Below are 14,087 nucleotides of genomic sequence, written 5' to 3'. Positions count from 1 at the left end.
ATTGCCCCAATGACCGATACCCCCATGGCAACCCTGTACCAATCTCTGGACCAGCACCGCCCGGCCACCCTGGAGGCCCTGCTGGCCGGTGTCTCGTTGCTGCTGCCGATCCTCGACGCCATCCCCAACGCCGCGATCTTCATCAAGGACCCGGCCGCCCGCTATGTCCTGGCCAACACCACCCTGGTCCAGCGCTGTGGCCTCAAGCGTCTGCAGCCGCTGCTGGGCAAGACCAGCGCCGAAGTGTTCCCGGCGCAACTGGGCCCCGGCTACACCGAGCAGGATCGACGTGTGCTCAAAGATGGCCTGGTGCTGGAAGACCAGCTCGAACTGCACCTGTACGGCAGCCGCGAACCGGGCTGGTGCCTGACCCACAAGCGCCCGCTGCGCAACCCTGCAGGCGAGATCATCGGCCTGGTGGGCATTTCCGTCGACCTGCAGTCAGCCGCGGACACCCACCCCGCCTACCAGCGCCTGGCGGCCGTGGACGAACACATCCGCCGGCATTTCCATCAGCCGATCAGCATGCAGGCGTTGACCCGCATCGCCGGGATTTCCGTGGCGCAGCTGGAGCGCTACTGCAAGCGGGTATTCCACCTCACACCGCGGCAGATGATCCACAAGGCTCGCCTGGAGCACGCCCACCGGCTGCTGCATTCTGATTTGCCGATCACCGAAGTGGCGCTGCGCTGCGGCTACACCGACCACAGCGCGTTCAGCCGCCAGTTCAAGCAGCTGACCGGTTTCACGCCTCGGCAATATCGCCAGGCAACGGCGGATCAGGTGGGTTGAAAAAGCAGCTTCGCTTCGTCGAAGCACTGCTCGGCAATCGCCGAGCGTGGCTCGCTGCGGCGCAGCAGCAGGCCGACCGGGCTGTGGATGCTGGCGTCGGCGATGGGGATGATGCGCATGTGTTCGCTGAGGTCTTCCAGGCCGCAGCCCAGCGGCATGATCGCGCAGCACACGCCGGTGTTGATGGCCTGCACCAGCTGGAAGGTCGAGTCGCTTTCCAGCACGGCATTGGGTTCAAGGCCACGGCTACGCAAGCTCAGGTCCAGTGACTGGCGGTAGTGCATGCCTTTGCTCAGCAGGCCCAAGGGAATATCGCCGAGCTCGTCCCAGCGCAGGCTGTCGGCGTCGAACTGGAAGTGCTGGGTGTCGAACAGCAGGCCCATGGTGGTGGTGCCCAGCTCGATCACCTCGAAGAAGTTGGCGTTGACCTGGTCGAGGTAGCAGATACCCAGGTCGAGCTGGTTGCGGCTCAGGCCATCCATGATCTGCTCTGTGCTGTGCGAGCTGAGCTGAAACTGCAGCTCGGGGTATTTCTCGCGCAGCGGCAGCAGCAGGTGCATGGGGTTGAAGCTGGCCAGTGGCACGGTGCCCAGGCGCAGGCTGCCGACCACCTGGCCACGGCAACTGGCGGCCTCGGCTTGCAGGCCGTCATGGGCGGCGAGCAGGGTGCGGGCCCAGGCCAGGATCCGTTCGCCAGCTTCGGTGAAACCCTCGAAGCGCTGGCCGCGCTTGACCAGCACCAGGTCCAGTTCGTCCTCCAGGTTGCGCAGGCGCATGGACAGGGTCGGCTGGGTGATATGGCACAGCGCCGCGGCCTGGCCGAAGTGGCGGGTCTGGTCGAGGGCGATGAGGAACTTGAGCTGCTTGATGTCCATGGAAATGCCTGGCGTCTGGTTGTGCAGACCTTAACCCACGTCTGCGATAGATGTCATTGATCGGCCGGTTCGCCATTTCGATTGGACGCTGGCCGGGCTTGCCTCTAGCGTGACGACAATGCCATTCAAGGAGCTTCATCGTGCGCGTCCAACCCGATGCGGTTTTCGTACCGCTGAACATCGCCGTGCTGACCGTCAGCGACACCCGTACCTACGACAACGACACCTCCGGCGAGCTGCTGGCCAGCCGCTCGGTGGAGGTTGGCCACCGCCTGGTGGCGCGGGCGCTGCTCAAGGACGACCTGTACAAGATCCGTGCCCAGGTGGCGACCTGGATCGCCGATGACGCCGTGCAGGTGGTGCTGATCACCGGCGGCACAGGCTTTACCGGGCGCGACAGCACGCCGGAGGCAGTGCAGTGCCTGCTGGAGCGGAGCGTCGACGGCTTTGGCGAACTGTTCCGCGCCTTGTCCATTCTCGATATCGGCAGCTCGACGGTGCAGAGCAGGGCACTGGCGGGGATTTCCAACGGCACCCTGGTGTGCTGCCTGCCCGGCTCGACCGGCGCTTGCCGTACTGCCTGGGAAGGCATCTTGGTGGAACAGCTGGATGCGCGGCATCGGCCCTGTAATTTTGTGAAGCATCTGAAGCCCATCGAAGCCTGCGAAAGCCGCGGCTAGCCTGCCCCGGCCCTTTCGCGGGCATGCCCGCTCCCACAGGGGGCACGCCTCAACCTGTGGGAGCGGGCGTGCCCGCGAAGAGGCCATCAGCTCAACACATAGTCTACCGGCAGCAACACCGGCGGCAGCGGCTCTACGCCCAAAGCCCCCAACACATCCCGCTCCACGGTCCTGACCATGGCATCCATCGGCAGGTCGTTCTCATCCCGCCCGAACGGGTCTTCCAGCTCGTTGCCGATCGCGTCCAGGCCGAAGAAGGTGTAACCGACGATGGTGGTGAACAGCGGTGCCAGCCAGCCCAGCGGCTCGGCCAAGGCGAACGGCAGCAGCAGGCAGAAGATGTAGATGGTGCGGTGCAGCAGCAGGGTATAGGGGAAGGGTAGCGGCGAGCCCTTGATCCGCTCGCAGGTGGCCTGCACCTCGGTCAACCCGGCCAGGCGCTGTTCCAGGAGGGTGTAGCGCCACTCGCTGATCTGCCCTTGTTCCGCCAGCCGTGAACAACGGGCACCGATATCGCGCAGGATACCGTCACAGACGTTGTGCGCGGCCACCGGGGTAGCCTCGTTCAGCCATGGACGCGTGGCGTTCACTTCGCTTTCGTTGCGCAACCGCGCATTCAGCCCATGGGCAAAACCGCACAGGCTGCGTAGCAGCTCGGCGCGCAGCGTGTCGTCGGCGATCACCACGCTTTCGCGCACGAACGAGCGGGTCTCGATGATCAGCTTGCCCCAGGCCTTGCGCCCCTCCCACCAACGGTCGTAGCAGGCGTTGTTGCGAAAGCTCATGAAGATCGACAGCGACAGGCCAAGCAAGGTGAACGGCGTGGCGCTGACCGGATAGAAGAACGCCGGGAAATGCCGCTCGACCAGCACGATCAGCGCGGCCAGCAAGGTGACCATCAGGCAGCGCAGGGCAATGCGCTTGACGATCGAACCCTTGAGGGTGAACAGCACGCGCAGCACATCGGGGCGAGGGTGGACGATCATGGAAATCCAGAGGCGGCCGCTCAGCCGCCGGTCATGTTCATGAAGCGCAGGATCTGCACCTCGCCGCCGACTTCGAAGTGATGGCGGTAGGGCTTGAGGTGCAGCGAGTCGCGGATGGCCTTCTCCAGCCGTGCGGCATCGCCGGGGTGGGCGCGCAGCACCTGCTTGAGGTCCATCGAATGTTCGTTGCCCAGGCACAGCAGCAGGCGGCCTTCGACCGTCAGACGCACGCGGTTGCAGGTGGCGCAGAAATTGTGGCTGTGCGGTGAGATGAAGCCGACGCGGGTGTGGGCGGCTTCGGCCAGGCGCCAGTAGCGCGCCGGGCCCTGGGACGACTCGGTCGACTCGATCAGGGTGAAGTGCTCGGCCAGGCGCTCACGCACTTCATCGCTGGAGCAGAACGACTCGCCGCGCGCATGCTCGCTGATCACCCCCAGGGGCATTTCCTCGATGAAGGTGATGTCCAGCTCACGGTCGATGGCGAAACGCACCAGGTCGACCAGTTCGTGGTCATTGCGGCCCTTGAGCACCACGCAGTTGAGCTTGGTGCGCTGGAAGCCGGCCTGGCGTGCGGCGTCGATGCCAGCGATCACCTGGTTGAGGTCACCGGTGCGGGTGAGCTGCTTGAAGCGCTCGGCATCGAGGCTGTCGAGGCTGATGTTCAGGCGCGTGACGCCGGCGTCGAACAGCGGCTGGGCCAGGCGCCCGAGCTGCGAGCCATTGCTGGTCATGCACAGTTCGCGCAGGCCGGGCAGGGCGGCGATGCGCCCGCACAGGTCGACGATGCCCTGGCGCACCAGCGGCTCTCCGCCGGTCAGGCGGATCTTGCGGGTGCCGAGCGCGACGAAGCGCTCGGCCACCTGGAACAGTTCTTCGAGGCTGAGGATCTGCTGGCGCGGCAGGAACTGCATGTCTTCGGCCATGCAGTACACGCAACGGAAGTCGCAGCGGTCTGTGACCGACATCCGCAGGTAGTCGATTTTCCGGTTGAAGCCGTCGATCAGGGCCCGGCTGTTCTGTTCCACGTTGGCGCTCGAAAGGAAATGGGGGCTACAGGAACCAAGCTATAGCCTGTGGCCAGCCCCGTCAAATTGCTTTCCCCGACCGATTCATCAATGCCCTCTATCACGGCTGCAGGCTGCGTATTTCAAGGGTTGGATCGCGTCACGGCCTTCGCGGGCAAGCCCGCTCCCACAGGGAAATCACAGGGGCCGAGGGCAGTGGTGTGCCTGTGGGAGCGGGCTTGCCCGCGAAAGCCGCGACGCGGTCCGAGACCATGATCGAAATGGCCTATCAAGGGGTAAGACATTTCGATTGGACGGCACTATCACGGGGTCCATAGGCTGAAAAAAAGCATCGAAGCGTGAGGATTGACCGCATGAGCCAGGACCAACACATCAGGGACTACAAGGGCCCCGCCGCCGGCTGGGGCGCGCTGAAAAGCGTGACCAAGAGCTGGCTGGGCAGTGACAACGCCTTCAAGAACCTGCGGGCCATGCTCAAGACCAACCAGAACGGTGGTTTCGACTGCCCGGGCTGCGCCTGGGGCGAGTCGCCGGAAAGCGACATGGTCAAGTTCTGCGAGAACGGCGCCAAGGCGGTGAACTGGGAAGCCACCGGCCGCTCGGTGGACCCGGCGTTCTTCGCCAGGTACAGCGTCAGTGCGTTGCTCGACCAGACTGACTACTGGCTCGAATACCAAGGCCGCCTGACCCACCCGATGCGCTACGACGCGGCCACCGACCACTATGTCGAAACCACCTGGCAAGAGGCGTTCGAGCTGGTCGCCCAGCACCTGCGCGCGCTCGATTCGCCTGATCAGGCCGAGTTCTATACCTCTGGCCGGGCCAGCAACGAGGCGGCGTTCCTCTACCAGCTGTTCGTCCGCGCCTACGGCACCAACAACTTCCCCGACTGCTCGAACATGTGCCACGAAGCCAGCGGCGCCGGCATGTCGGAAACCCTCGGGGTGGGCAAGGGCACCGTGGTGTTCCACGACCTGGAGCTGGCCGACGCGATCTTCGTCATCGGCCAGAACCCCGGTACCAACCACCCGCGCATGCTCGAGCCGCTGCGCGAGGCGGTCAAGCGTGGCGCCCAGGTGGTGTGCTTCAACCCGCTCAAGGAGCGCGGCCTGGAACGCTTCCAGCACCCGCAGCATCCGTTCGAGATGCTCAGCAACGGCTCCGAACCGACCACCAACGCCTACTTCCGCCCGGCCCTGGGCGGCGACATGGCGGCCATGCGCGGTATCGCCAAATTCCTCTTGCAGTGGGAGCGCGAGGCCCAGGCCAAGGGCGAGCCAGCGGTGTTCGACCATGCCTTCATCGCCGAGCACACCAGCGGCCTCGATGACTATCTGGCAGCGGTGGATGCCACCTCTTGGGAGCACATCGTCAAGCAGTCGGGCTTGACCCTGGCCGAGATCGAACTGGCCGCGCGCATGTACCGCAAGGCCGAACGGGTGATCATGTGCTGGGCCATGGGTGTCACCCAGCATCGCCATTCGGTGCCGACCGTGCAGGAGATCGTCAACCTGCAGTTGCTGCGCGGCAACGTCGGCAAGCCTGGTGCCGGGCTGTCGCCGGTGCGCGGCCACAGTAACGTGCAGGGTGACCGCACCATGGGCATTGACGAGAAGCCCAAGGCGGCCCTGCTCGATGCCATCGAGAAACGCTTCAAGTTCCGCGTGCCGCGCGCCCACGGGCACAACGCGGTGCTGGCGATCAAGGCGATGGAAGAGGGGCAGGCCAAGGTGTTCATCGGCCTGGGCGGCAACTTCGCCCAAGCCACGCCGGACACCCCGCGCACCCACGCGGCGCTGCGCAAGTGCGCGCTGACCGTGCAGATTTCCACCAAGCTCAACCGCTCGCACTTGGTCACCGGCCGCGATGCCCTGATTCTGCCGTGCCTGGGCCGTACCGAAATCGACCTGCAGGCCGAGGGGCCGCAAGGCGTGACTGTGGAAGACACCTTCAGCATGGTGCACATTTCCAACGGCCAGCTGCGCCCGCGGTCGCCACACATGCGCTCGGAGCCGTGGATCATCGCCGGCATGGCCAAGGCCACCTTGGGCAACCAGCCGATCGACTGGGAGTATGCAGTCGCCGACTACAACCGTATTCGCAGCATGATCGCCGACGTTATCCCGGGTTTTTCCAATTTCAACGAACGCTTGCAGCACCCGGGCGGCTTCCACCTGGGCAACAACGCGGCCGATCGCAACTTCCGCACAGCCACCGGCAAGGCGCGTTTCATGCCCCATGCCCTGCCTGAGGAACTGATCAACGCCAAGGTGCTGGCGCGGGGTGACAAGCCGGACCTGATCCTGCAGACCATGCGTTCGCACGACCAGTACAACACCACGCTGTACGGGCTCGATGACCGTTATCGCGGGGTATTCGGCCTGCGCGAGGTGGTGTTCGTCAGCGAGGCGGACATCCGCCGCCTGGGCTTCGAGCCGGGCGAGCACGTGGACCTGGTGTCGCTGTGGGAGGATGGCGTGGAGCGGCGGGTGTCGGGCTTCCGCCTGGTGCCTTACGACATTCCGGATGGCCAGGCGGCGGCGTATTACCCCGAGACCAACCCGCTGGTGCCGCTGGAGAGTTATGGTGAGGGGACTTATACACCGACCTCCAAGTTCATTGCGATCAAGCTAGAGAAAGCCAAGGCCGGGAACCGGATCGAGGCGGTGCTCGCTTCGGATTGATAGGCTGCCTGGGCCGGCCTCTTCGCGGGCACGCCCGCTCCCACAGGTTTCCCACAGTTCTTGAAATCATTGGCGTCCCTGTGGGGAGCGGGCGTGCCCGCGAAGAATCCAGCACCGATTCAGGATCGGTGCACCGGCAGAGCAGTGGTGTATTTCATCTGCTCCATGGCAAAACTGGAGGTGATGTTCGACAGCCCCTCGGTGCTGTTGATCAGCTTCTTGTAGAACCGGTCATAGGCTGCGATATCGCCTACCACCACCCGCAGCATGTAGTCCCAGTCCCCGGACATCCGGTAGAACTCCATCACCTCTTCGAACCCCTTGACCGTGGCCGCGAACTGCTCCAGCCAGGCGCTGTCGTGGCGCTGGGTCTTGAGCTGGACGAACACGGTCAGCCCCAGCCCCAGGCGTTCGGGGTCGAGCAGGGCGACACGGCCGAGGATGTAGCCGTCTTCTTCCAGGCGCTTGACCCGCTTCCAGCACGGCGTGGTCGACAGGTTGACCGCTTCGGCCAGGTCCTTGAGCGAGATCGAGGCGTCGCGCTGCAGCAGGGTGAGGATGTGTTGGTCGAAACTGTCCATGGCAAGGTCAAACCGTCGAGAAAAATTTTCTTCAGATTACCCCAGGCCTAGGAAAATATCCTGCACTGGCCTGCCATTGCCGCCGCGCCAGGTTGTTGCCATAGTTGCAGGCTTGAATCCTGCCAATGGGCCCGACCATGTCCGACAAGCCGCGTAATTTCGCCACCCGTACCATCCACGCTGGCGAGCAGTTCAGCGTTGCCGATAACGCCATCTTCCCGCCCATCTACACCGCCAGTTCGTACATCAAGCGCAGCCTCGACGATAACCCTGAGTATGCCTACAGCCGCGTCGGAAACCCGACCCGGCATGCCTACGAAAGCTGTGTTGCCGCGCTGGAGGAGGGGGTTGGTGCGGTGGCCTGTGCTTCGGGGGTGAATGCCACCGCCACAGTGCTGGAGCTGCTGCCCAAGGACGCCCACGTGGTGGTGATGAATGGTGTTTACGGCGGTACCTTCCGTATCCTCGAAGACTACCGCGGGCGCACCTCGGGGCTCACCACCACCTATGTCGACCTGAATGACATCGCGGCGGTGGCGGCTGCGATCAAGCCAGGGACCCAACTGATCTGGATCGAATCACCGACCAACCCGCTGCTGCACCTGGTGGACATCAAGGCGGTCTGCGACCTGGCCCGTGCCCGCGGCATCCTCACCTGTATCGACAACACCTTCTGCTCGCCGTGGAACCAGCGGCCGATCACCCTCGGCGTGGACCTGGTGATGCATTCGGCAAGCAAGTACATCGGCGGCCATTCCGACCTTACCGGGGGTGTGGTGGTCGCCGCCAACGACGGCCTGCTGGCGCGGCTGCGCAAGATCAGCATGGCAGTCGGGGCGATCCAGGGGCCGTTCGACTGCTACCTGGCCCTGCGTGGGCTGAAGACCCTGGATGTGCGCATGGAGCGCCAGTGCGCCAACGCGCTGCAGGTGGCGCGCTTCCTCGAAGGCCACCCGCAGGTCGAGCAGGTGTATTACCCGGGCCTGGAAAGCCATCCGCAACATGCACTGTGCAAGCGCCAGATGCGGGCAGGCGGGGCCGTGGTGGCGATGAAGGTCAAGGGTGCCGACCGGGCTGCGCTCAACCGCCTGGTCGAGGCATTGCAGATCTTTGTGCTCGCCGACTCGCTGGGTGGGGTGGAGAGCATGATCAACCACTCCTGGAGCATGTCGCACAACTCGTTGAGCCCGGCGCAAAAGGGCGAGATGGGGATCAGCGAGAACCTGCTGCGGTTGTCGGTGGGGATCGAGGATTACCGCGACCTGATCGACGACCTGGATTGCGCGTTGAAGGCTTCGGCTGCAGTGTAAGGGCTGCTGGCCCTATCGCGAGCTGCGCTCGCTCCTACGGGGCATGTGTAATCCTGTAGGAGCGAGCGCAGCTCGCGATAGGGACGGTGAATTCAATAAAGGATTGTCAGGCCTTCGGCGGATGGATTATCCGTTCGATCTTGTCCTTGATCAGTAGCCTTTCCTTGCGCAGGCGGTTGACCGCCTCGTCGTTGGTGCCATTGCCCTCGGCAGCCAACACCTCTTTGTCCTTGGCGTTGTATTCCTTGTGCAGCGAATGAAGCGTCTGGTCCTTGTCTATGAGTGCCTGGAATGCGTCAGCGGTAACGTGCAGGTCAGCGAGCAGATCATGCGGAACTGGCATTTCTTCACCTCTGTCAGGGTTGTCGGTAAGGTCCTGACCTTTGAGGATAGCCGCCTTTGCGCAGGTGGGGGACTGGGGTAGGCTGTCGCATCCTTCCCCGTGCCTGGAACCTGCGCCATGCCTCACCTGAACCTGGAATACAGCGACAACCTGCGCGATCTGAATGTCGATGTGCTGCTGCTGCGCCTGAACCACACCCTGGTCGGCAGTGGCCAGTTCGCCGACGAGGCCGACATCAAGAGCCGGGCCCAGGCCTTCAAACAGTACCGGGTGGGTACTGCGCCAGGTGAGCGGGCCTTCGCCCATGTGCGCCTGGCGATACTCAGTGGCCGCTCGCCAGAGGTGAAGCAGCAGTTGTCCGGCAGCTTGCTCGAGGTGCTGCGCGAAGCCATCCCGGCGCAGGCCGGCGTGGACGTCCAGCTGTGCGTCGAGGTGCTCGACATCGATCGCGAACCCTATGCCAAACTGCGCCTGCCCGGCTGAACGCATGCTGAATGAAGTTAATTTAATGTAGAAAAATGCATCGGCTTACGAATTTGTTACCGTCTTTTTCACGAAAAATTGATGGTGCGCTTTCTAGAGTTCCGCGACTTTCCCACGGTGCCATCAGGCCTGGGGGTTGATAATTACTCTTGATTGCGAATGCCGATGCTCAACTTCAAATCCCTGCGGACTGAATGGGTCACGCTGATGGCCAGCGTTTACCTGCTGGTTGGTCTCAACATGTTCCTCTGGCAGCACCTGCAAGAGGTGGTGCCCGCCGGGGTGTCGGGGCTTTGGCTGAGTCTTGCGTTCGCCGTGCTGATGTTGTTCGCGTTCAACCTGGTGTTGACGTTGGTCGCCTTCCGCTATGTATTGAAGCCACTATTGATCGTGTTGTTCGTGAGTGGCGCGAGTGCCGCTTACTTCATGAACCAGTACGGCGTGCTTATTGATGCCGGCATGTTCCGCAACATGGCCGAGACCAATGTTGCGGAAGTGCGCGATCTGATGTCGTTCAAGTTTGCAGCCTATATTCTGTTGCTTGGCGTATTGCCGTCGGTGCTGCTATGGAAAGCGCCGATCGCCTACCGCCCGTGGCACCGCGAACTGCTGGGCAAACTGGTGGTGAGCGGCGCCTGCGTGGTGGCGCTGGGGTCGGTGGCCCTGGTCAACTATCAAGGGTTGTCGTCGCTGTTTCGCAACCACCACGAACTGCGCCTGATGCTCACCCCGAGCAATGTCGTCGGCGCGACTATCAGTTATGTCAACGAGCGCGTCGGTACCGCAGCGCGCCCGTTCCAGCATTATGGCGAAGATGCCAAGCGCGATGCGGCCTGGCAGAAGCACGAGCGTAAATCGCTCACCGTGCTGGTGGTGGGCGAAAGTGCCCGGGCCGATCACTTCGGCGTGCTGGGCTATGACCGCGATACCACCCCGAACCTTGCCAGGCAGCAGGGCCTGCTGAGTTTCACCGATGTGCATTCCTGCGGTACTGAAACCGCCGTTTCGGTGCCGTGCATGTTCTCTGGCATGAAACGCAAGGAATACGACGCTCGCGTGGCGAAGAACCGCGAAGGGCTGCTGGACATCCTCCAGCGTGCCGGCCTGGCCGTGCAGTGGCGTGACAACCAGTCCGGCTGCAAAGGCACCTGCGACCGCGTGCAGTTCATCGACGTCAGCAACCTCAAGGACCCGCAGCTGTGCGCCAGCGGCGAATGCCATGACGAAATCCTGCTGCAAGGCCTGGGCGAGCTGATCGACAACCTCGACAAGGACACCGTGCTGGTGCTGCACCAGATGGGCAGCCACGGCCCCGAGTACTTCAAGCGCTACCCCAAAGGCGGCGAGCGCTTCACCCCGGTGTGCCAGAGCAACGCGCTGAACCAGTGCAGCGAACAGGAAATCATCAACGGCTACGACAACACCCTGGCCTACACTGACAAGGTGTTGTCCTCGCTGATCGATACCCTGCGCAGCAAGCAGGACAAAGTCGACACGGCGATGATCTACCTGTCCGACCATGGCGAGTCGCTGGGCGAGTACAACCTGTTCCTGCACGGCACCCCGTATGCCATCGCCCCGGAACAACAGAAGCATGTGCCATTGCTGACCTGGTTCTCCGACAGCTACAAGGAAGATTTCGGCCTCGACACCGATTGCCTTGCCAAGCTCGGCGATGCACCACTGTCGCAGGACAACCTGTTCCACTCGATGCTGGGCCTGCTGCAGGTGCACACCGAGGTCTACCAGCAGTCGCTGGACATGTTTGCCAGCTGCCGGCCGTGGTTGGCCGCCCAGCGCTGAGGCCGTTCATCTAATCCAGGGATGGCGCAGGTTTCACCAGCAGGGCCCGCGCCGTATATACTGCGCGCCAATGTTTGTGGGAGAGCCTTGTGGCCATCGAAATTCACTGGATCCGTGACGACCAGACCCTGGCCGAACACTGCCGCAAGTGGCGTGAACTGCCCTTCGTGGCGCTCGACACCGAATTCATGCGGGTCGACACCTTCTACCCGAAAGCCGGCCTGGTCCAGGTCGGTGACGGGCAGCGGGCTTTCCTCATCGACCCGCTGCTGATCGGCAACTGGCAGCCGCTGGGCGAACTGCTCGACGACAGCCGTGTGGTCAAGGTGCTGCATGCCTGCAGCGAAGACCTCGAAGTGCTGCTGCGCCTGACCGGCAAGCTGCCGCAACCGTTGTTCGACACCCAGCTGGCCGCCGGCTACCTGAACCTGGGCTTCTCCATGGGTTATTCACGGCTGGTGCAGGAAGTGCTGGGCATCGAGCTGCCCAAGGGTGAAACCCGCTCCGACTGGCTGCAGCGCCCGCTGTCGGAAACCCAGGTCAGCTACGCCGCCGAAGATGCCGTGCACCTGGCCGAACTGTTCGCCGCCCTGCAGCCACGCCTGGCCGGCGACAAATACGCCTGGGTGCTGGACGACGGTGCCGAGCTGGTGGCCGCACTGCGCCGCGAAGTCGAACCCGAGACCTTGTACCGCGACGTCAAGCTCGCCTGGAAGCTTGGCCGCCAGCAGCTGGCGGTGCTGCGCGAACTGTGCGCCTGGCGCGAGCGTGAAGCGCGCAGCCGTGATGTGCCGCGCAACCGCATCCTCAAGGAACACTCGCTGTGGCCCATGGCCAAGAGCCAGCCTGACAACCTGTCGGCCCTGGCCAAGATCGAAGAAATGCACCCGCGCACCATCCGCCAGGACGGCGCCTTCCTGCTCGAGCTGATCAAGCGCGCCGGCAGCCAGCCGTCCGAGCACTGGCCACAGCCGCTGCCTGAGCCGCTGCCGATCGAAGCCGCCGGTATCCTCAAGCGCCTGCGCGCCATCGGCCAGGCCGAAGGCGAGCGCCTGGGCATCGCCCCCGAGCTGATGCTGCGCAAGAAAGCCCTGGAAGCCCTGCTCAAGAGCGGCTACCCCAACGGCCCCTACCAACTGCCCGATTCGCTGCGCGGCTGGCGCCGTGAGCGGATGGGCCAGGCCCTGCTGGACGACCTCGCAGGCGCCGGAGACAAGCAATGAAACGTATCTGCTCGATCTACAAGAGCCCACGCAAGAACGAGATGTACCTCTACGTGCTCAAGGCCGATGGCCTGGAGCGCGTGCCCGAAGGCCTGCTGCCGTTCTTCGGTACCCCGAAGCATGCCTTCGACCTGGTGTTGACCCCGGAGCGCCAACTGGCCCGCGAGGACATCGCCAAGGTCCTGGAAAACCTCGATAGCCAGGGTTATCACTTGCAGATGCCACCGGCCGAGGACGAGTACATCGAGCACTTGCCCGAAGAGCTGCTGCGCCGTAACGACCCGGTCTGATCATGCGTGTACTGATCGCAGAGCATGATCATGCTCGATACGCCGAGCTATTGCGTGAAGCAGCACCGCATCTGCAAATACTGACCAGCGGCGACTCCGCCGAACTGGCCCGCCAGGCACCGCAGTGCCCGGTCTGGCTGGGCCAGCCGGACCTGTTGGCGAGCCTGTTGCGCCAGGGCCACAAGCCGCAGTGGATGCAATCGACCTGGGCCGGTATCACGCCATTGCTGGCCGAGGGCTTGCCGCGTGACTACCGCCTGACCCGCGCCGTGGGCATCTTCGGCCAGGTGATGGCCGAGTACATGCTGACCTACATGCTAGGCCACGAGCGCGAAGTGCTTTCGCGCCTGGTCAGCCAGGTCGAGCGCCGCTGGGATGACCGCCCGGGGCGTACCCTGGAAGGGCGCAAGGTGCTGATCGTCGGCACCGGCGATATCGGCCAGCGCGTGGCCGAGTTCCTCGTGCCGTTTGGCGTGAGCCTTTACGGCATCGCCAGCAGTGCCCGTGAGCAGGCGCCGTTCGTCGAGGTGGCAGGGCTGGCGGATTTGCCGCGCCTGGTCGGGCAGGTGGATTACGTGCTCAACCTGCTGCCGGACACGCCGGCAACCCATGACCTGTATGACGCGGCGCTGCTGCGCTGCTTCCAGCCCACGGCGTTGTTCATCAATGCCGGGCGCGGCGCGGCGGTGGTCGATGCCGACCTGGTCGAAGCGTTGAAGGAGGGGCATCTGGCCGGGGCGGTGATCGACGTGTGCCGGCAGGAGCCGCTGCCGCAACGGCATCCGTTCTGGACCGCCTGGGGATTGCTGCTGACCGGGCACAGCTCGGCGCCGACCTCGCCGGCGGCGATGGTGCGGTTGTTTGCCGAAAATATGCGGGCGTATGCAGAGGGGCAGGGGTTGCGCGGCGAAGTCGACTTCGCCCGGGGCTACTGACTTCGTTAGCCTGAACCGGCCTCTTCGCGGGCACGCCCGCTCCCACAAGGATCGCGCTTTCCCTGTGGGAGCGGGCG

At 63.9% G+C, this 14,087-nt stretch carries 14 protein-coding genes; 9 read left to right on the top strand and 5 right to left on the bottom strand.

The features are described from left to right. Positions 1-9 precede the first annotated feature (9 nt). A complete protein-coding gene (locus CAF78_RS02100; RefSeq protein WP_085675715.1) occupies positions 10-792 on the top strand; it encodes an AraC family transcriptional regulator in 783 nt (260 codons plus the stop codon). Here CAF78_RS02100 and CAF78_RS02095 read toward each other — a convergent pair. Further along, positions 780-1,667, bottom strand: a complete 888-nt coding sequence (locus tag CAF78_RS02095) for a LysR family transcriptional regulator (RefSeq protein ID WP_085675716.1) — start codon at positions 1,665-1,667, stop codon at positions 780-782. The genes CAF78_RS02100 and CAF78_RS02095 overlap by 13 nt on opposite strands. 140 nt (positions 1,668-1,807) lie before the next feature. Between CAF78_RS02095 and moaB the strand changes: the two genes are divergently transcribed. Then, entirely contained in the window at positions 1,808-2,347 is a 540-nt protein-coding gene (moaB, locus tag CAF78_RS02090; protein WP_085675717.1) for a molybdenum cofactor biosynthesis protein B, read from the top strand. A gap of 86 nt (positions 2,348-2,433) precedes the next feature. Here moaB and CAF78_RS02085 read toward each other — a convergent pair whose 3' ends face one another. Together CAF78_RS02085 and moaA are read right to left on the bottom strand one after the other, a co-directional pair. After that, positions 2,434-3,333 (bottom strand): bestrophin family protein, encoded by a 900-nt coding sequence (locus CAF78_RS02085; RefSeq protein WP_085675718.1) that lies wholly within the window; start codon positions 3,331-3,333, stop codon positions 2,434-2,436. Positions 3,334-3,353: 20 nt separating this feature from the next. After that, a complete protein-coding gene (moaA, locus tag CAF78_RS02080) occupies positions 3,354-4,358 on the bottom strand; it encodes a GTP 3',8-cyclase MoaA (RefSeq protein ID WP_085675719.1) in 1,005 nt (334 codons plus the stop codon). A gap of 353 nt (positions 4,359-4,711) precedes the next feature. On the opposite strand from moaA, the gene CAF78_RS02075 reads away from it, so the two are divergent. After that, positions 4,712-7,042 carry an FdhF/YdeP family oxidoreductase gene (locus CAF78_RS02075; protein ID WP_085675720.1) on the top strand — a complete coding sequence of 777 codons (2,331 nt, stop codon included), beginning with the start codon at positions 4,712-4,714 and terminating at the stop codon, positions 7,040-7,042. A gap of 119 nt (positions 7,043-7,161) precedes the next feature. Here CAF78_RS02075 and CAF78_RS02070 read toward each other — a convergent pair whose 3' ends face one another. Next, positions 7,162-7,623, bottom strand: coding sequence for an Lrp/AsnC family transcriptional regulator (locus CAF78_RS02070; RefSeq protein ID WP_085675721.1), 462 nt, complete (start codon positions 7,621-7,623; stop codon positions 7,162-7,164). 125 nt (positions 7,624-7,748) lie between these two features. On the opposite strand from CAF78_RS02070, the gene CAF78_RS02065 reads away from it, so the two are divergent. Further along, a complete protein-coding gene (locus tag CAF78_RS02065; protein WP_085675722.1) occupies positions 7,749-8,933 on the top strand; it encodes a PLP-dependent aspartate aminotransferase family protein in 1,185 nt (394 codons plus the stop codon). Positions 8,934-9,039: 106 nt separating this feature from the next. Here the strand turns inward: CAF78_RS02065 and CAF78_RS02060 are convergent, their stop codons facing one another. Next, positions 9,040-9,276: a YdcH family protein gene (locus CAF78_RS02060; RefSeq protein ID WP_085675723.1), complete on the bottom strand. Its 237-nt coding sequence runs from the start codon at positions 9,274-9,276 to the stop codon at positions 9,040-9,042. 117 nt (positions 9,277-9,393) lie between these two features. On the opposite strand from CAF78_RS02060, the gene CAF78_RS02055 reads away from it, so the two are divergent. The 5 genes from CAF78_RS02055 to CAF78_RS02035 all read left to right on the top strand — a co-directional run bounded on the left by CAF78_RS02055 (position 9,394) and on the right by CAF78_RS02035 (position 14,010). Then, complete coding sequence (locus CAF78_RS02055) at positions 9,394-9,759, top strand: 5-carboxymethyl-2-hydroxymuconate Delta-isomerase (protein WP_085675724.1); 366 nt, start codon at positions 9,394-9,396, stop codon at positions 9,757-9,759. A gap of 165 nt (positions 9,760-9,924) precedes the next feature. Continuing rightward, the gene (locus CAF78_RS02050; protein ID WP_085675913.1) at positions 9,925-11,562 is read left to right on the top strand and encodes a phosphoethanolamine transferase; all 1,638 of its coding nucleotides are present in this window, start codon (positions 9,925-9,927) and stop codon (positions 11,560-11,562) included. 89 nt (positions 11,563-11,651) lie between these two features. Further along, positions 11,652-12,785, top strand: coding sequence for a ribonuclease D (rnd, locus tag CAF78_RS02045; RefSeq protein ID WP_085675725.1), 1,134 nt, complete (start codon positions 11,652-11,654; stop codon positions 12,783-12,785). Then, positions 12,782-13,075, top strand: coding sequence for a YcgL domain-containing protein (locus tag CAF78_RS02040; protein ID WP_085675726.1), 294 nt, complete (start codon positions 12,782-12,784; stop codon positions 13,073-13,075). The genes rnd and CAF78_RS02040 overlap by 4 nt, the downstream gene beginning before the upstream one ends. 2 nt (positions 13,076-13,077) lie before the next feature. Beyond that, a complete protein-coding gene (locus CAF78_RS02035; RefSeq protein ID WP_085675727.1) occupies positions 13,078-14,010 on the top strand; it encodes a D-2-hydroxyacid dehydrogenase in 933 nt (310 codons plus the stop codon). The last annotated feature ends 77 nt before the right edge of the window (positions 14,011-14,087 follow it).

Source organism: Pseudomonas sp. R28(2017) (assembly GCF_002112505.1).
Taxonomy (GTDB): Bacteria; Pseudomonadota; Gammaproteobacteria; order Pseudomonadales; family Pseudomonadaceae; genus Aquipseudomonas.
The sequence above is the reverse complement of the archived record's forward strand: the minus strand, read 5'-3'. Positions and strand labels throughout refer to the sequence as shown.

Coding starts and splice junctions, on each gene's coding strand:
- CAF78_RS02100 (WP_085675715.1), top strand. CDS start 10: ATGACCGATACCCCCATGGCAACCCTGTACCAATCTCTGGACCAGCAC.
- CAF78_RS02095 (WP_085675716.1), bottom strand. CDS start 1,667: ATGGACATCAAGCAGCTCAAGTTCCTCATCGCCCTCGACCAGACCCGC.
- CAF78_RS02085 (WP_085675718.1), bottom strand. CDS start 3,333: ATGATCGTCCACCCTCGCCCCGATGTGCTGCGCGTGCTGTTCACCCTC.
- CAF78_RS02075 (WP_085675720.1), top strand. CDS start 4,712: ATGAGCCAGGACCAACACATCAGGGACTACAAGGGCCCCGCCGCCGGC.
- CAF78_RS02070 (WP_085675721.1), bottom strand. CDS start 7,623: ATGGACAGTTTCGACCAACACATCCTCACCCTGCTGCAGCGCGACGCC.
- CAF78_RS02065 (WP_085675722.1), top strand. CDS start 7,749: ATGGGCCCGACCATGTCCGACAAGCCGCGTAATTTCGCCACCCGTACC.
- CAF78_RS02060 (WP_085675723.1), bottom strand. CDS start 9,276: ATGCCAGTTCCGCATGATCTGCTCGCTGACCTGCACGTTACCGCTGAC.
- CAF78_RS02055 (WP_085675724.1), top strand. CDS start 9,394: ATGCCTCACCTGAACCTGGAATACAGCGACAACCTGCGCGATCTGAAT.
- CAF78_RS02050 (WP_085675913.1), top strand. CDS start 9,925: ATGCTCAACTTCAAATCCCTGCGGACTGAATGGGTCACGCTGATGGCC.
- CAF78_RS02040 (WP_085675726.1), top strand. CDS start 12,782: ATGAAACGTATCTGCTCGATCTACAAGAGCCCACGCAAGAACGAGATG.
- CAF78_RS02035 (WP_085675727.1), top strand. CDS start 13,078: ATGCGTGTACTGATCGCAGAGCATGATCATGCTCGATACGCCGAGCTA.